Below are 13,748 nucleotides of genomic sequence, written 5' to 3' on the forward strand. Positions count from 1 at the left end.
GCATGAAAATTATTTTTTATAATGTTTCGGATGTTGAAAAGACATATATTGATCAGTGGGCGCAAGATAATGATGTTGAGGTTAAGACATTAGCAGAACGCATTGATGACAATAATATTGCTTTAACACGTGATTACGATGGTGTTGTATTTTATCCTGGATCAGCATTTTTAACAGATGAACATTTATATGCACAATTGGCACAAAATGGGATACGACAAATTTCGGTAAAATCAACAGGATATGATAATATCAATCTTAATTTTGCTAAGAAATATCATTTGACGATTACAAATGTGCCAAATTATTCACCCGAATCAGTTGCTCATTTTACCGTTATGTCGATACTGATGCTATTGCGTCACATTCCAATCTATCTTGATCATCAAAAACATGCGGACAGGAAGGCATTTGTTGGTAAGGAGTTAACGGACGTTACCATTGGTATATATGGTTCTGGGAGATTAGGTGGTCTTGTTGCTAAAACGCTAAAGTTTATGGGCGCTCGTGTTTTAATTCATTCACGAACTGTTAAGCCAGAACTTGAGCAACTGGGTATTGAAAATGTTGACTTTGATAGACTATTAATGATGAGTGATGTTATCAGTATTCATGTGCCATTGAATGACCAGACACATCATCTATTTGATTTTGATCATCTAAAGTTAATGAAGGATGACGCTTTTTTAGTTAATACGGCGCGTGGTAGTATTATTGATACACCAGCGTTGATAGAGCATTTGCAACAAGGAAAATTTAGTGGCATTGCACTCGATGCTTTAGAAAAAGAAGATATTTTTGAATTAAAAAATAATCCATATTATCAAGCATTAATGCAATTTGATAATGTATTTATCACACCCCACATTGCTTATTTCACAACAGCAGCTGTCCGCGATATTACAACGATGGCTTTGGACAATGCGCGTGATGTTATTTTGAATGGTGAATCAGAAAATAGTGTTTTCAACTAGGAGGCTGGTATGAGCTTTATTGAAATCAAAGATGTACACAAATCTTTTTATCAAAAAGAAATTTTGAAGGGGATTAATCTTAGTTTGCATAAAGGAGAAGTGATCGTTATTTTAGGACCTTCTGGTTCTGGTAAAACAACTTTTCTAAGATGCTTAAATACATTGGAAAAGGCGGATAGCGGGCAGATTACTATTGATAATGTTACGAAAGACTTTACTAATAATGATCGTCGCAATACACGAGATCTCATTTTGAAAACGGCGATGGTATTTCAAGGGCATGCACTTTTTTAATAATATGAGCGTATTACAGAATGTCATTGAAGGACTTGTTCGTGTTAAAAAGAAAGACAATGCTGTCGCAACTGAAATTGGGAAAGCAATGTTGGCGAGGGTTGGGTTGTCTGATCGAGCTAATTATTATCCTGCACAATTATCTGGTGGGCAACAACAGCGTGTGGGTATCGCGCGGGCCATGGCAATGCAACCTGAATTACTGTTATTCGATGAACCTACTAGTGCCTTAGACCCTGAACTTGTGGGAGAAGTGCTATCTGCTATGAAAGAATTAGCAAAAGAAGGCCATACGATGATTGTTGTCACGCATGAAATGCAATTCGCTTACGAAGTCGCTGATCGTGTCTTATACATGGAAGGTGGCGTTGTTGTTGAAGAAGGGACACCACAAGCAATTTTTAATGCACCACAAGATGAACGGACCCAAAAGTTTTTGGCACGTTTATCTGGAAAAAGCTTTGATGACACTGAATTGGTAAACATATGATGCCACATGAACGATTATCCATTTATAAAATCAGTGATGTGAATCAAGAAATTGATGAACCACATGTATTGTCTAAAGATATTATCTTATTAATGATGATTAATTTTTTGGTCATGACGGCTGTGACAACTCAGATTGGTACATTACCTTTATATGTCACCCGTTTAGGTGGTAACGCAGCGATGTCTGGACTGGTAGTTGGTATTTGGGGATTAGCAGCGTTGGGTGCACGGATTCCAGTTGGCAAATGGATTGATCGATATGGGCGTAAACAGCTTATTTTGATTGGTTTGGTAATTTTAATGATTGATTTTTCAACGTTGATTTTTATGAGCACACTGATGAGCTTAATTGCGCTTCGAGCAATTCAGGGTATCGGCAATGGGACGCAATCTACTGCTGTAGCGACCTTGGTAGCAGACAAATTACCCCAGAAAAAATTATCAATTGGCCTAGGATATTTTAGTATTTCACAAACATTGCCTGCCGCCATTGGGCCAGCAATTGGTCTATTGATTATCGAAAATTGGGGCTTCCAGGCACTTTTTTACTTTAGTCTTTCACTCGTCAGCGTAGCTTTTTTACTCACACTTTTTTGTTAAAGATACTTATCATAAAGATTCTAAAATTTTGCCAACAACACAATTGACGACTGGGTTTAAAGACCTGATTCGCATGCCTAGTGTGTGGGTACCGAGTTTATTAATTTTTATTGTTTGTTTTGCTAATGCAGCCGTGGCAGCTTTCTTGATTCAGTTTGGTGAACAAAAACAGTTGTCACCAACTATCGTGGGGTTAAGCTTCACTGTGCAAGCGATTGTTGGTGCATTAGCACGTGTCTATTTCGCTAAACTTTATTTTTATTTCAAATCATTTGTTCTTATTGTTGCTGGAATTATCATGGTGGCAATGGCGTATCTGAGTATTGCATTTGGGGAAAGTGTGATGCTCTTGTTATTGGCAGGTGCGCTGAATGGCTTTGGCCTTGCCTTGTTAATGCCATTAATGAATGCCGTCGTTTTACGAAAAGTGACATTAGCAGAGCGCGGTCGTGCAACTGCTATTTTTTCGTCAGGTATGGATGTTGCGTATGGGTTAGGAGCTTTGGTATGGGGAATTGTCGTGAGTTTCTTTGGCTTTCAGGGGATGTATATCTGTACAGCACTTGTTGTCGTCACAACATTAGGTCTTGTCTGGTGGCATCGTCGATTGCTGAGTGAGTAACCAATAAAAATTAAAAAGCCACATTATATGTGGCTTTTTAATTTTGCTATTAATTGGTTAGTGGCAGGACAATATGCAGTTAATCATCACATTGCTTCAATTTTTTAAATTACTAGCGTGATACCAATACATGATAAGGCCAAAAAGTGCACCACTACTTAGCCAAATAAAAAATGAGATCCATGAAAATAATGAACTGAAATTTGGAGATATGACGCCCATGATGAGAAACATGCTCATTCCCCAATAAATACCTTGTAACGCACTTTTCTTTTTTAACAGGCGTTTCTGTTTTGGATAATTATCGACAGTGACATCGATTTCGGATAATTTAGCTTTTCGCGTAGCATATATCACATAACCGCCAATAATATCAATGCTGAAAATCAGGTTAGATAGTAGTAAGCCCAATAATATATCGTATGCGTCAATGTTAGTCAGTGATATGACCAATAGGGTACAAAAGCTGGCGAATGATGAATAGATCCATAGCATCATAAAGGCATTGTTACCGATTCGATTGATTTCACTACGCTTATATTCGTCTAAAGGGCCAGAAATATCATAAGCTTTTTTATCATTTTTGTTAATATACTTTCTTTATCCCGCATTAATTGAGCCCCTATGGATATTGATGTGTCATTTATATATGACTATTCTATCATAGTATGATGGCATAAGCATAGCCATATTCAGTCATGAATTTGAGCTTATATTACGCCCATGATAAAAAATCAACACGCTGAAAGCTTGCTGTATCAACATGTCAAAGATTACTTGCTCGACTTTTTAGTACGATCTCCTATACTTATTCATGTGTTGCATTTATTTTTTGGGAGGCATGATGAAACTTGGTCAAAAATTAAAACAAAAAAGAATACAGTTAAACAAAACGCAGGCACAGATGGCAACTGATTTGCATGTCACGCGACAGACTATTTCACATTGGGAAAATGATGACACTTATCCTAGTTTAGATATGCTGGTTATGTTGAGTGATTACCTGGATTTTTCGTTGGATAGTGCATTGAAAGAAGAGGGAACAGATATGGTGAATAATATTATACAGGAATTGAAAAAGGGAAAACGATACCAGAAAATATTAAAGTGGCTTGGATTGGGTATTGGTATTTTCATGATATTCATTGCTATATTAACGTATGGCAGAGCGACTCAGAATGATATGATTGATCGTTATAATCCGTTTTTGGAAGAAAGTTATGGTTACGCTTTGTTACCAGAAGCTGCTCCAACCAAAAAAGTGATGGGAACAGAAACAATTATTGATAAAAACGGTAAGAAGACAACGCATCGGCGCCAGATGATGCTACCACAGCCAGTGGATGCCTATGTGGTGACTAATATTTTTGGCACGGGGGAGTGGTTAAAATTTCAAGTTGGGACGATTCCGAAAGGCTACAATTATGCTATTGTATTGCATAAAGGTTCATACGTAAAACGTGCAAAGTTAATTACCAAGAAACAAATACCGGCAATATATCAGGATACAATAGGTGATAAGAATGAATATATGAAATATGATCGTAAAAATATGGGGCCACGTAATTCTATCAATCCATTTTCAAACGGTGGGGTTTGAATAAATAATTCAGTCAGGAAAAAATACATGAAAACGTCATGACTATTTTGCCAATTATAACCGCCATGATTGCTACTTTTAGTTTATGATAGATAGAGAAGATGTTTAATGTACTAATAGTAAGTATCATTGTGAATAAGTAGGAGAATTATGATGGTTAAAATAGTGATTATAGGCGGATCAGCTGGTGGTGCTTCAGTTGCAACCAGAGCCAGAAGATTAGACGAAAGTGCGCAGATTACAATGTATGAACGGGGACCGCATGTTTCTTTTTCCAATTGTGCACTACCGTATCATTTATCAGAGACCATTGCGAATCCTAATCGATTAGTTTTAATGACACCTGAAAAGTTCAAAAATGAGTACAATATTGATGCTATTGTGAATCATGAAGTAACTGAAATATCAGCACAGGATAAAAAAGTCACGGTTAAGAACGTATTGACCGGAGAAATAACGATCGATGATTATGACTATCTTTTCTTGTCTCCAGGTGCTTCTCCTGTATATCCAAAAACCATTAAAGGCCTTCAACAAGATAATGTCTATACTTTACGAAACGTTCCAGATGTCATTAAAATTCATGATGATTTGATTGAGAAGAATGCCAAACATGTTGCAGTGATTGGCGGTGGTTTCATTGGTATTGAAGCAGCTGAAAATTTGAACAAACAAGGTTATCATGTCACCATTATCAAGCGTCACCATCACTTATTGGATACCGTAGATGATGATATTGCGCAAATTATCCAAAAAGAAATGATAGATCATAATATTGATATTGTGATTAATGACGCGCCAGTTGAAGTAATGGATAAACGAGTCTTACTCGCATCAGGTAAAATGATTTCTGCTGATGCCGTGATTCTTGCGGCGGGGGTTAAGCCGGATACTAAATTAGCTGTGCAAACAGGGATTACACTAGGGGTCACTGGTGCAATTCAAGTGAACCAAAACTATCAAACCAATCTTCCAAATATCTATGCTGTTGGGGATGCGATAGAATTGAAACATGCAATAACACAAAAACCATATAACTTATCTTTAGCCTATCCTGCACAAATGCAGGCACGAGGTGCTGTTGATCGTATTTATGGTCGTCAAATCCGTAATCGTGGTGTGATTGGTTCACAATGTATTCCTATTTTTGATTTAAATGTTGCGTCGACAGGTCTCACTGAGAAACAATGTCAGAAAGAACAGATAGATTATCGCAGTGTCTTAGTCATTCCTAAAGATAAAGTGGCGATTATGCCGCAAGCAAGACCACTATATTTGAAACTGATTTTTGGCTATCCAGACGGTAAAATTTTAGGTGCCCAAGCAGTGGGAAGAAGTGCTGTTGATAAGCAAATCGATATTATAGCAACAGCTATACAGTATAATGGTTATGTTGAGGATTTGCAGGCGTTAGAATTATGCTATCAGCCAGAATTCAGTACAACTAAAAATGCTGTTAACATGGCTGGTTTAGTCGCGACGAATATTTTAAATGGTGAATATCAGCAGGTATCCGTCACGCAAGTAAGAGATTTAGTTGAGAAAGAAGCTTATATTATTGATATCCGTGGTCGTCGTCAATTTGCCAAAGGGCACATTGTGAATGCCATTAATATATCTATGGCAGAATTTAGAAGCCATCTTGACCAAGTGCCAAAGGATCGACCTGTCTATTTGCATTGTGTAACGGGAAAGGATAGTTACAATATTACCCGAGCATTGGTTAACCTAGGCTATACAAATGTTTATAATATTTCTGGCTCATTTAGTGCTCTGTGTGAGTATGAATATTTCCGTGACGTGACTGAAAACCGAACGCCAATCGTAACAAACTATACATTTAATTTATAAATTTTATTACAGGTCATAAAAATAACCGCGAAACTTCTGGTATTACTTTCTGTCAAATATATACGTAAATAATAAAAGAAAAAACTATCCTTCCGATAGTTTTTTGTGTAAATATTATAAAATGATTCAATGCTTGCTTGACATAGATGCTTTTTAAATATATTGATTCAATCATCTGACTTTTAATTTTTCAGCATAGAATTCAGGGGATTTTAAAGTCTAATTATTGTTTAGCCATACATAGTGTATTTATTGAGCCATATATTTGGGTATTATAACACTAGTCTGTCACAAAACGGTTGACTAATTTAGTTTCACTATGTTTAGTCAATTCATCCATATCTATGTTATATTTTTCGCATAGAATTAATACTTCGTCTAAGACATCTGCTAATTCTTCGATGATGTGATCGTGATCCTGCTGAGTAGTTGTTACTTCATCACCTGGATGATCTCGCCCAATTTCATACTTTCTAATTGCCTGAGATAATTCACCCACCTCTTCTACCAAAAAGTTTAAACGTCTTGATGATGATAGTTGTAACCATCCACGTTTCTGATAAAAATCAGTAATCCACGTTTTATGTTGGCTAATTTCCATTTATTTATCCTCCATATTATGATATACCTATAACTAATACTTTATACTAACTATAACAAAAAAGGATTTCTTATGAAAAAATTGCTGTTTATTGTGGTGCTTCTACTGGCAATGATAACAAATACGAAGATGCAACTATTGAACTCGGAAAATGGCTTGTAAATAATAATTTTGAGCTAATTTACGGTGGCGGTGGTGTTGGGCTAATGGGTCTTCTTACTCAAACAGTATTAGATAACGGAGGAAAAGCACACGGTATTATGCCACAAAATCTTTATGATCGTGGCGCTGCACATTCACATTTGACAAGTTTAGAAATTGTTCCGAACATGTCAGTCAGAAAGCAATATATGCTTGATAGATCGGACGCATGTATAGCTCTTCCTGGTGGTCCAGGGACTCTTGAAGAGATTATTGAAGCATTCTCATGGGCAAGACTCGGGGATAACGATAATCCATGCATTTTATATAATGTTGATAGATATTATGATCCTCTTAAGCATATGTTTACGGAAATGACCAAGAAAGGATTTTTAACTGAAATCGACTTTAACAAATTAGGCTTTCTAAACAATTTATCAGATATTATGACTTTTATTGAGACATATAATCCGCCAAAAATCCGCGAATATAAGAAATAATTGCATGTAATATTGTAAAGGATATATCATTCACTGTTATTTATCCGTTTTTAACCGGAAAGAATATTGGAATAAAATCCAGTATTCTTTTTGATTTGATTTTTTATATTTGTTTGACTAAGTGTAACGATTGACATAACAAGTATTTTGCACAACGTGATAAACTGATGATAGTTGATGCGGTATATACAGATGGGGCAATAAGAACTGGAGATAAAACGATGCACATTTCAAACAAAATTAAGCAGCTACGTATTGAAAATCATTTGACCCAAGATCAACTTGCTCAAAAAATAAATGTCTCAAGGCAATCTGTTTTGAAATGGGAAGCGGGTACCAATTATCCTAATATCGAAAATATTTTAGCCTTATCTGAAGCGTTGAATGTCAGCATTGATGAGCTGATTAAGACAGATTTAAAATTAGAAAATAAGCTGATTATTGATAGTAAAGCAAGAAAATATCATTTGCTAGTGATGCTCTTTTTGGTGTCGATTATCATTTATATTGGGTATTGGTTTTTAGCACACCATATTTTGATGATGGGATTTTTGATTTCAACAGTGTTCATGTTATTTATTGAGTTGAAGGTGTTCTTTACAGGGAAACTATTAGAAATATTTTGATAGTGTTGAACATATGAATCAAGATGTCATAGATAGAGATAGTGAGAAATTATTTTTTAGTGTTCATTTAGTAAACGATTATAATACTGTTTTTTATTCTGTAAAAAATCAATGTGTTCCTGTATTATTTTTTGTTCATCTTTCAATATATTTTCTTGGTGCTGTAGGAGATCTATTCTATCTATGATTGTTTTGTCACCTTTTTCCCGTAGCTTAGAGTATTTAATAATGTTTGACAAAGACATGCCAGTTGCTTTTGCGCGTTTAATAAAGGTAATCCAAGTTAAGTCTTTTTCGGTAAACATTCGATAGTTATTTAAGTCACGTTTTGGTTTTAAAAGTTCTAAATCTTCATAATAACGTAAGGTTGGTATAGAGAGATTTGTTAATCGAGAAATGTCCGATATCCTATATATTTTAGTCATTTTATACTTTCTTCATTCAGAGATGTAAATATTACTTGCTATCAAGTCTACTTGATAGTTTACAGTAACTTTATCACATTAAAAGGAGAAAATATTTTGGATAAATATGAACACGGATTAAAAATACGTGAAGCGGTAATTGGGAAAGAAGCAAGTCAGTTGGTGTCCGATAGTTTATCGGATATTGCGCCCATCTTAAATCAAAAGACACTGTTGGCTTTTGATGAGGCAGAATCAAGAAGTATTTTAACTATGCAACAAAGAGAAATGATTACAATTACTACATTATTAACGCAAGGAGACACAACTGGTCAGCTTCGTATCCATATTCAAGGTGCTCTGAATGTGGGATTGAAGCGGGATGAAATAGTTGAAACGTTTATTCATTGTTTACCCTATGTTGGGTTTCCTAGAGTATTAAATGCGATTTCAGTTGCAAAAGAAATATTTAGTAAAAAATAAATATACATCTAAAAAGTACCGTGAAATTATGCTTCTGATTTGACGGTACTTTTATTTCCTATCATTAATTATTCTTTAAAAGTTGATAAAAATCCGGTATAAGATCATTAACAATAGTAGAAGGGTGATATAACACAAATTTACCTTTCTTTTGTGTTATGACCAATCCAGCTGCTTTTAGTAATTTCAAATGATGTGAAACGGTAGACTCACTCATCATCAAAACTTGACCTAAAGCTTGCGTCGTACTAGGCTGATCAGATAGATATTTCATAATTTTGAGTCTAACAATATCGCTTAAAGCATTGAAAACATGCGTCAAATATTGTGCGTCTATTTTATCTCGTTGTCTATTTAATGCGTCATAATTTAGAGTAATGCCATGTTGAAATTCATCAACAAATAGGTGCGGCCAAATAAAATAGCTTGGTATTAATAAAATTGTATCTTGATTTGATAAGTTAATCGTTTCTTCAAAAGGCTTGATAATGATTAGATTTTCCTGCTGCCAATATATACGATCAATTTCTAAATGATTAATGAGCTTAACAAAGCCATATTGTGCTAAATACAATGATTGTTGTTTGATTTCGGTTAATAAAAATTGTTCTAAATGCTTAGATTGCCACATGCTATCAAAAACAAGTTCGCGGTAATCATTAATAAAATTTAATAGATGGGTATATACGCGTTGCGGGTTATTATTTAAATCAGTCAGTAAATCGTTGGAAGAGGATGGACTAAATCCTTGCCATTCTAAATTTTTTGCGAGAGTCGGGATGAATTGATTATCGCGATTCGTGATAACCTTTTTTAAACTAAATAGTATATTTTGTGCGTTTGTTTCTAAAAGATAAGATTTAAGTTGTTCAATCTCTTCATCTAAATTAGATGAAAATCGCTCAAAATTATTAAATAAAATAGGTGGCACGCCTAATTCATAAAATAACGAGAAATACTGTAAGTCATCAAAAAAGTGATGAGGTAGACGTTGTTGGACATCTAATGCCCAGCTAATATGCATGCCATGATGACGTGGGTTTAACAAAATATGTAAACTACGAAATAATTCGTTTAAAGGTGAGTAAACAAATTGTATTTTTTGGGTCAATGTCTCATTAGTTTGTAGAGCATAGTCATTGAATTTTATTTTAATTGCCATGAAGTAGATTACTTTCTTTTCAATTTCAAAATACTGAAATCGTTTGATTGATACTTTGAATCATTCTATCATTAAACCACTGGGAATTGAAATGTGGAAGGACATAGCAATGACGGATAGAAATAAAAATCGTTTGATTATTATTATTGCTGGTATGGGGATGTTACTGTCAACTTTAGATATGGGAATTATTAATGTGGCCTTGCCATTTCTTCAAAATAAGTTTCATACATCGACTAGTTGGATTGCATTAAGCGTGATTGGTTATACGATGAGCTTAGCAATTTTTATCTTACCATTTGGATACTTAAGTGATCGGTATGGCAAACTAAAAGTATCATTCATTGGTTTATTGATATTTGGTGTGGGATCTATTTTATGTGGTATATCTAGTGATATTCTGTCTTTAATTCTCTTTAGGATATGTCAAGGTATTGGTGCTGCAGCATTACAAGCAACGTCTGCAGCTTTAATCACAACACTCATGGATCGAAAGTACATTACAAATGCATTGGGTATTTTAGGAATTATGATTGGTCTAGGACCTGTATTAGGTCCTTCGATTGGTGGGTTTTCCTGTCTGTTAATCTTTGGCGATTGATATTTTGGATCAATGTTCCTTTTGCTGCTATAGGATTGATTTGTAATTACATTTTGATAAAAATGTTACTGAACATTTAACGACTGTATCTTTTGATTTGATAGGTAGTCTAATGAATATGCTAATGGTGATTTTTCTATTGTCTGGACTATCTATGTTGAGTAATCAGCACAATTTTATATTTAGTATATTAATGATCATTATTGGTCTGATATTAGGATTATACTTTTATGTTTTTGAGTCGAAACAATCAAATCCATTGATTAATTTTAAATTGTTGAAGGACAGCTCAGGTAGCTGGCTTTATCTGAGTCAAACCATTATATTTGGTTTTTCATCCGCGATGATTTTTTGTTGCCACCGTTTATTTTTGGAAAATTAATGGGATTTGATTCTGGATTAACAGGTGTACTGATTTTAGGTGCACCCGTTGGATTAGTTATTTTTTCAAAAATTTCAGGAAAAATCAATGATGGTAGTCAAAATAAACGTTTTAGCTTATTGGGATTAATAATTATTGCGCTATCCCTTGTAGGATTATTGTGTTTTAATCCACAATGGCCGGCTGTGTGGCTAACTATCTTATTATTTATTTACGGTGTCGGTGGTGGTTATTTTCAACCCGCAAACATTGCCATAATAATGCAGATAGGTCATAAAAGTGATCAAGCTAGTATTGGCTCTTTACAGCGTATGATTCAAAATATTGCTATTGCGAGTGGTACAGCAATTGGCTCAACAATTATGAGTCGTTTTGCGAACACATTAGATATGAGCATTAAAATAAATTGGAGTATTGCGTTGATTTTGGTAACTATAGTTATTTTATTAAGTATTTCCTATCACAAAACATTTACCCTATGAGTATGTACTAGATTTAAAAGAGAAAATTATTTTGTGAAAAATAATAATAGATTGGTTGCTTTAATTATCGTAATTGGATTATTAAGTTTCTTGGGGATTTTTATTTCTGCATCGATTATTTGGTTTATACAAAAGCAACATGTAGATACAATTCATTAGTAGAGCAGGTTTAAATGTAATTGAATAATGCTATTTTTATAGTCAGTATATTTAGTCAGAAGTATAGTGTTGAACGTTAAATATAATATTTATTTTTTCTGATATTTAAAAAAGCGCCCATATTGGACGCTTTTTATAATGAGTGCTTGCCCCAATCGTTTAAAGATAGTAATAAGGGTAATAAACTTTTTGCCTTGTTTGTTAAGTGATATTCAGATTGAAATGGTGGGACATCTCCAATTATTTTTTAGAAATGTATTTATCTTTTAATAATATATTGAGAGAACGTACAAGCGAAATATTACTAATACCATCTATATTCTTTCTTAATTTATTGAAACCAATACCTTCATTTTTATGAATTGTCCATAAAATATTTAATTGCCATTTCCCAGAGAATGTATCAATAATTTTTGTGATACCACAAGACCAGTTATTTGTAGATTGCATTTTTTACCTTCCCTAGTTACAAAATTGTGCGTACTATTTTATATTACTATTTATTTTTATACTAAGTTAATCATATTAAATAGAGGTAAATAGATAGTGGATTTTTTAAATTATTTAGATGCGCGTAAATCAGTACGTCATTTCAAGCAACAAGTGACAATTAGTAATGAAGAGATATTCAACATATTAAATCATGCAGCCAACGCACCATCTGGAAATAACGCTCAACCTTGGAAAGTTATTGTGATTAAAAATAAATCGGTAATGAAGATGTTGCAGAAATTTTCCTATAATCAAGAGCAGGTCACACAGGCTTCAATGATTATTTTAATTTTAGGAGATAAAAGTCATTATAATACTGATTACTTAATTGCTAATCAATTGAAGCATAATATCTCAGATAAAAGAGAAAACCAATAGAATAAAAGCCTATTTTTCATTACATCCAGAAGACAAAGAAACGGCAGGCTTACGCTTAGATGTTGGTTTATTTAGTATGAATTTAATGCACGTCATCAGAGCATTCGGATATGATTCGGTTCCGATGAGAGGTGTTCAATTCGATAATATTATGTACTATTTACATTTACCTCAAGAATGGGTACCCATTTTACTTTTACCAGTTGGCAAGGCTGATAAAGTTGGATACCGTCATGTGCGCGAATCTGCTGAACAATTCACTACGATAATTGATTAAATATCAGATACATTATCCTGAGGTAGTTGTTTAGCCTGGTATTACGAATACGACGTTTGCGCTTTAAAATAGCGTATTGTAAATTAAAAGTGCGCTCTTGTTAGTTAACTTTTGCTGGTTTTGCTTTAGTTTTTTGGGTATATTAGGCTTATTAATCAATCGGGAGTAAAAGCTATGAAAATTATATTTTCAAAAAATCTATTATCTTTGAGGAAAGAGGCAGGAATATCGCAAGAAGAATTGGCCAGCAAATTATTTGTTACGAGACAAACTATTTCAAAGTGGGAACTAGGTGAGGTGACCCCAGATCTTGGGAAAATACAATTGATAGCAGAGTACTTTAATACACCAGTTGAGGAATTGTTATTTGGTCAAGAAATTAATAAGAACACGAGTAAAACTAAAGATAAGGTAAATCAGCTTTTTGAAGAGGATGATACCGATAAAGATTGGCACCAAAAACATCAATGGCGCGAATGGCAATACAAACCAATTAATAATGGTTGGGAATTTTTAGCACGTTATTATTGGATTCTATGTGCTTTGGCAGGTATGATATGGTGGTTCTCTAGAAATTAATGATGCTCGTATACTGAAAATCTGGCCTGTTCATTTTATTTTATATGT

The 13,748-nt window shown here is 34.1% G+C and carries 15 protein-coding genes and 3 pseudogenes; 12 read left to right on the top strand and 6 right to left on the bottom strand.

Features of this window, described 5'->3' with window-relative positions; genetic code table 11:
• The first annotated feature begins 2 nt into the window (after positions 1 to 2).
• The 4 genes and pseudogenes from LEUFL_RS0107140 (at position 3) to LEUFL_RS13260 (ending at position 2,982) form a co-directional block, all read left to right on the top strand.
• Complete coding sequence (locus tag LEUFL_RS0107140) at positions 3 to 974, top strand: NAD(P)-dependent oxidoreductase (protein ID WP_010008474.1); 972 nt, start codon at positions 3 to 5, stop codon at positions 972 to 974.
• Positions 975 to 983: 9 nt separating this feature from the next.
• Positions 984 to 1,758 (top strand): annotated as a pseudogene (locus LEUFL_RS12010) (amino acid ABC transporter ATP-binding protein).
• Positions 1,755 to 2,360, top strand: a complete 606-nt coding sequence (locus LEUFL_RS13255; RefSeq protein WP_237697925.1) for an MFS transporter — start codon at positions 1,755 to 1,757, stop codon at positions 2,358 to 2,360. The pseudogene LEUFL_RS12010 and the gene LEUFL_RS13255 overlap by 4 nt, the downstream one beginning before the upstream one ends.
• Before the next feature lie 28 nt (positions 2,361 to 2,388).
• Positions 2,389 to 2,982 (top strand): MFS transporter, encoded by a 594-nt coding sequence (locus LEUFL_RS13260; RefSeq protein ID WP_237697926.1) that lies wholly within the window; start codon positions 2,389 to 2,391, stop codon positions 2,980 to 2,982.
• A 96-nt stretch (positions 2,983 to 3,078) separates the two neighbouring features.
• Here LEUFL_RS13260 and LEUFL_RS13580 read toward each other — a convergent pair whose 3' ends face one another.
• Positions 3,079 to 3,573: a DUF3278 domain-containing protein gene (locus tag LEUFL_RS13580; RefSeq protein WP_081458740.1), complete on the bottom strand. Its 495-nt coding sequence runs from the start codon at positions 3,571 to 3,573 to the stop codon at positions 3,079 to 3,081.
• Between the two features lie 250 nt (positions 3,574 to 3,823).
• Between LEUFL_RS13580 and LEUFL_RS0107160 the strand changes: the two genes are divergently transcribed.
• Together LEUFL_RS0107160 and LEUFL_RS0107165 are read left to right on the top strand one after the other, a co-directional pair.
• Positions 3,824 to 4,582: a helix-turn-helix domain-containing protein gene (locus LEUFL_RS0107160; RefSeq protein ID WP_237697927.1), complete on the top strand. Its 759-nt coding sequence runs from the start codon at positions 3,824 to 3,826 to the stop codon at positions 4,580 to 4,582.
• A 150-nt stretch (positions 4,583 to 4,732) separates the two neighbouring features.
• The gene (locus LEUFL_RS0107165) at positions 4,733 to 6,433 is read left to right on the top strand and encodes an FAD-dependent oxidoreductase (RefSeq protein WP_029508707.1); all 1,701 of its coding nucleotides are present in this window, start codon (positions 4,733 to 4,735) and stop codon (positions 6,431 to 6,433) included.
• A 280-nt stretch (positions 6,434 to 6,713) separates the two neighbouring features.
• Here LEUFL_RS0107165 and LEUFL_RS0107170 read toward each other — a convergent pair whose 3' ends face one another.
• Positions 6,714 to 7,034 carry a MazG nucleotide pyrophosphohydrolase domain-containing protein gene (locus tag LEUFL_RS0107170; protein ID WP_010008478.1) on the bottom strand — a complete coding sequence of 107 codons (321 nt, stop codon included), beginning with the start codon at positions 7,032 to 7,034 and terminating at the stop codon, positions 6,714 to 6,716.
• An 80-nt stretch (positions 7,035 to 7,114) separates the two neighbouring features.
• Between LEUFL_RS0107170 and LEUFL_RS0107175 the strand changes: the two genes are divergently transcribed.
• Positions 7,115 to 7,675 carry an LOG family protein gene (locus LEUFL_RS0107175; RefSeq protein WP_308736786.1) on the top strand — a complete coding sequence of 187 codons (561 nt, stop codon included), beginning with the start codon at positions 7,115 to 7,117 and terminating at the stop codon, positions 7,673 to 7,675.
• 221 nt (positions 7,676 to 7,896) lie between these two features.
• Positions 7,897 to 8,301, top strand: a complete 405-nt coding sequence (locus tag LEUFL_RS0107180; protein WP_010008480.1) for a helix-turn-helix transcriptional regulator — start codon at positions 7,897 to 7,899, stop codon at positions 8,299 to 8,301.
• 56 nt (positions 8,302 to 8,357) lie between these two features.
• Here LEUFL_RS0107180 and LEUFL_RS0107185 read toward each other — a convergent pair whose 3' ends face one another.
• Complete coding sequence (locus LEUFL_RS0107185) at positions 8,358 to 8,726, bottom strand: MerR family transcriptional regulator (protein WP_010008481.1); 369 nt, start codon at positions 8,724 to 8,726, stop codon at positions 8,358 to 8,360.
• Between the two features lie 96 nt (positions 8,727 to 8,822).
• Here LEUFL_RS0107185 and LEUFL_RS0107190 point away from each other — a divergent pair, with 96 nt between their 5' ends.
• Positions 8,823 to 9,188 (top strand): carboxymuconolactone decarboxylase family protein, encoded by a 366-nt coding sequence (locus tag LEUFL_RS0107190; protein WP_010008482.1) that lies wholly within the window; start codon positions 8,823 to 8,825, stop codon positions 9,186 to 9,188.
• 64 nt (positions 9,189 to 9,252) lie between these two features.
• On the opposite strand, the gene LEUFL_RS0107195 is transcribed toward LEUFL_RS0107190, so the two are convergent.
• The gene (locus LEUFL_RS0107195) at positions 9,253 to 10,350 is read right to left on the bottom strand and encodes an ArsR/SmtB family transcription factor (RefSeq protein ID WP_010008483.1); all 1,098 of its coding nucleotides are present in this window, start codon (positions 10,348 to 10,350) and stop codon (positions 9,253 to 9,255) included.
• A 109-nt stretch (positions 10,351 to 10,459) separates the two neighbouring features.
• Between LEUFL_RS0107195 and LEUFL_RS12020 the strand changes: the two are divergent.
• Positions 10,460 to 11,815: pseudogene (locus LEUFL_RS12020) on the top strand (MFS transporter).
• 292 nt (positions 11,816 to 12,107) lie between these two features.
• Here LEUFL_RS12020 and LEUFL_RS13585 read toward each other — a convergent pair.
• Both LEUFL_RS13585 and LEUFL_RS10380 read right to left on the bottom strand, forming a co-directional pair.
• Positions 12,108 to 12,218 carry a winged helix-turn-helix transcriptional regulator gene (locus tag LEUFL_RS13585; protein WP_373419081.1) on the bottom strand — a complete coding sequence of 37 codons (111 nt, stop codon included), beginning with the start codon at positions 12,216 to 12,218 and terminating at the stop codon, positions 12,108 to 12,110.
• The gene (locus LEUFL_RS10380) at positions 12,215 to 12,424 is read right to left on the bottom strand and encodes a winged helix-turn-helix transcriptional regulator (protein ID WP_010008485.1); all 210 of its coding nucleotides are present in this window, start codon (positions 12,422 to 12,424) and stop codon (positions 12,215 to 12,217) included. The genes LEUFL_RS13585 and LEUFL_RS10380 overlap by 4 nt, the downstream gene beginning before the upstream one ends.
• 93 nt (positions 12,425 to 12,517) lie before the next feature.
• On the opposite strand from LEUFL_RS10380, the pseudogene LEUFL_RS12025 reads away from it, so the two are divergent.
• A pseudogene (locus LEUFL_RS12025) lies at positions 12,518 to 13,121 on the top strand (nitroreductase family protein).
• Between the two features lie 174 nt (positions 13,122 to 13,295).
• Positions 13,296 to 13,700 (top strand): helix-turn-helix transcriptional regulator, encoded by a 405-nt coding sequence (locus tag LEUFL_RS0107220; RefSeq protein ID WP_010008488.1) that lies wholly within the window; start codon positions 13,296 to 13,298, stop codon positions 13,698 to 13,700.
• Positions 13,701 to 13,748: the final 48 nt, after the last annotated feature.

The organism is Leuconostoc fallax KCTC 3537 (assembly GCF_000165675.1).
Classification (GTDB): Bacteria; Bacillota; Bacilli; order Lactobacillales; family Lactobacillaceae; genus Leuconostoc_B; species Leuconostoc_B fallax.

Bases quoted from the DNA above. Each gene is read 5' to 3' on its own strand.
- LEUFL_RS0107140 (WP_010008474.1), top strand. From the start codon at position 3: ATGAAAATTATTTTTTATAATGTTTCGGATGTTGAAAAGACATATATT.
- LEUFL_RS13255 (WP_237697925.1), top strand. From the start codon at position 1,755: ATGATGCCACATGAACGATTATCCATTTATAAAATCAGTGATGTGAAT.
- LEUFL_RS0107160 (WP_237697927.1), top strand. From the start codon at position 3,824: ATGATGAAACTTGGTCAAAAATTAAAACAAAAAAGAATACAGTTAAAC.
- LEUFL_RS0107165 (WP_029508707.1), top strand. From the start codon at position 4,733: ATGATGGTTAAAATAGTGATTATAGGCGGATCAGCTGGTGGTGCTTCA.
- LEUFL_RS0107170 (WP_010008478.1), bottom strand. From the start codon at position 7,034: ATGGAAATTAGCCAACATAAAACGTGGATTACTGATTTTTATCAGAAA.
- LEUFL_RS0107180 (WP_010008480.1), top strand. From the start codon at position 7,897: ATGCACATTTCAAACAAAATTAAGCAGCTACGTATTGAAAATCATTTG.
- LEUFL_RS0107185 (WP_010008481.1), bottom strand. From the start codon at position 8,726: ATGACTAAAATATATAGGATATCGGACATTTCTCGATTAACAAATCTC.
- LEUFL_RS0107195 (WP_010008483.1), bottom strand. From the start codon at position 10,350: ATGGCAATTAAAATAAAATTCAATGACTATGCTCTACAAACTAATGAG.
- LEUFL_RS10380 (WP_010008485.1), bottom strand. From the start codon at position 12,424: ATGCAATCTACAAATAACTGGTCTTGTGGTATCACAAAAATTATTGAT.
- LEUFL_RS0107220 (WP_010008488.1), top strand. From the start codon at position 13,296: ATGAAAATTATATTTTCAAAAAATCTATTATCTTTGAGGAAAGAGGCA.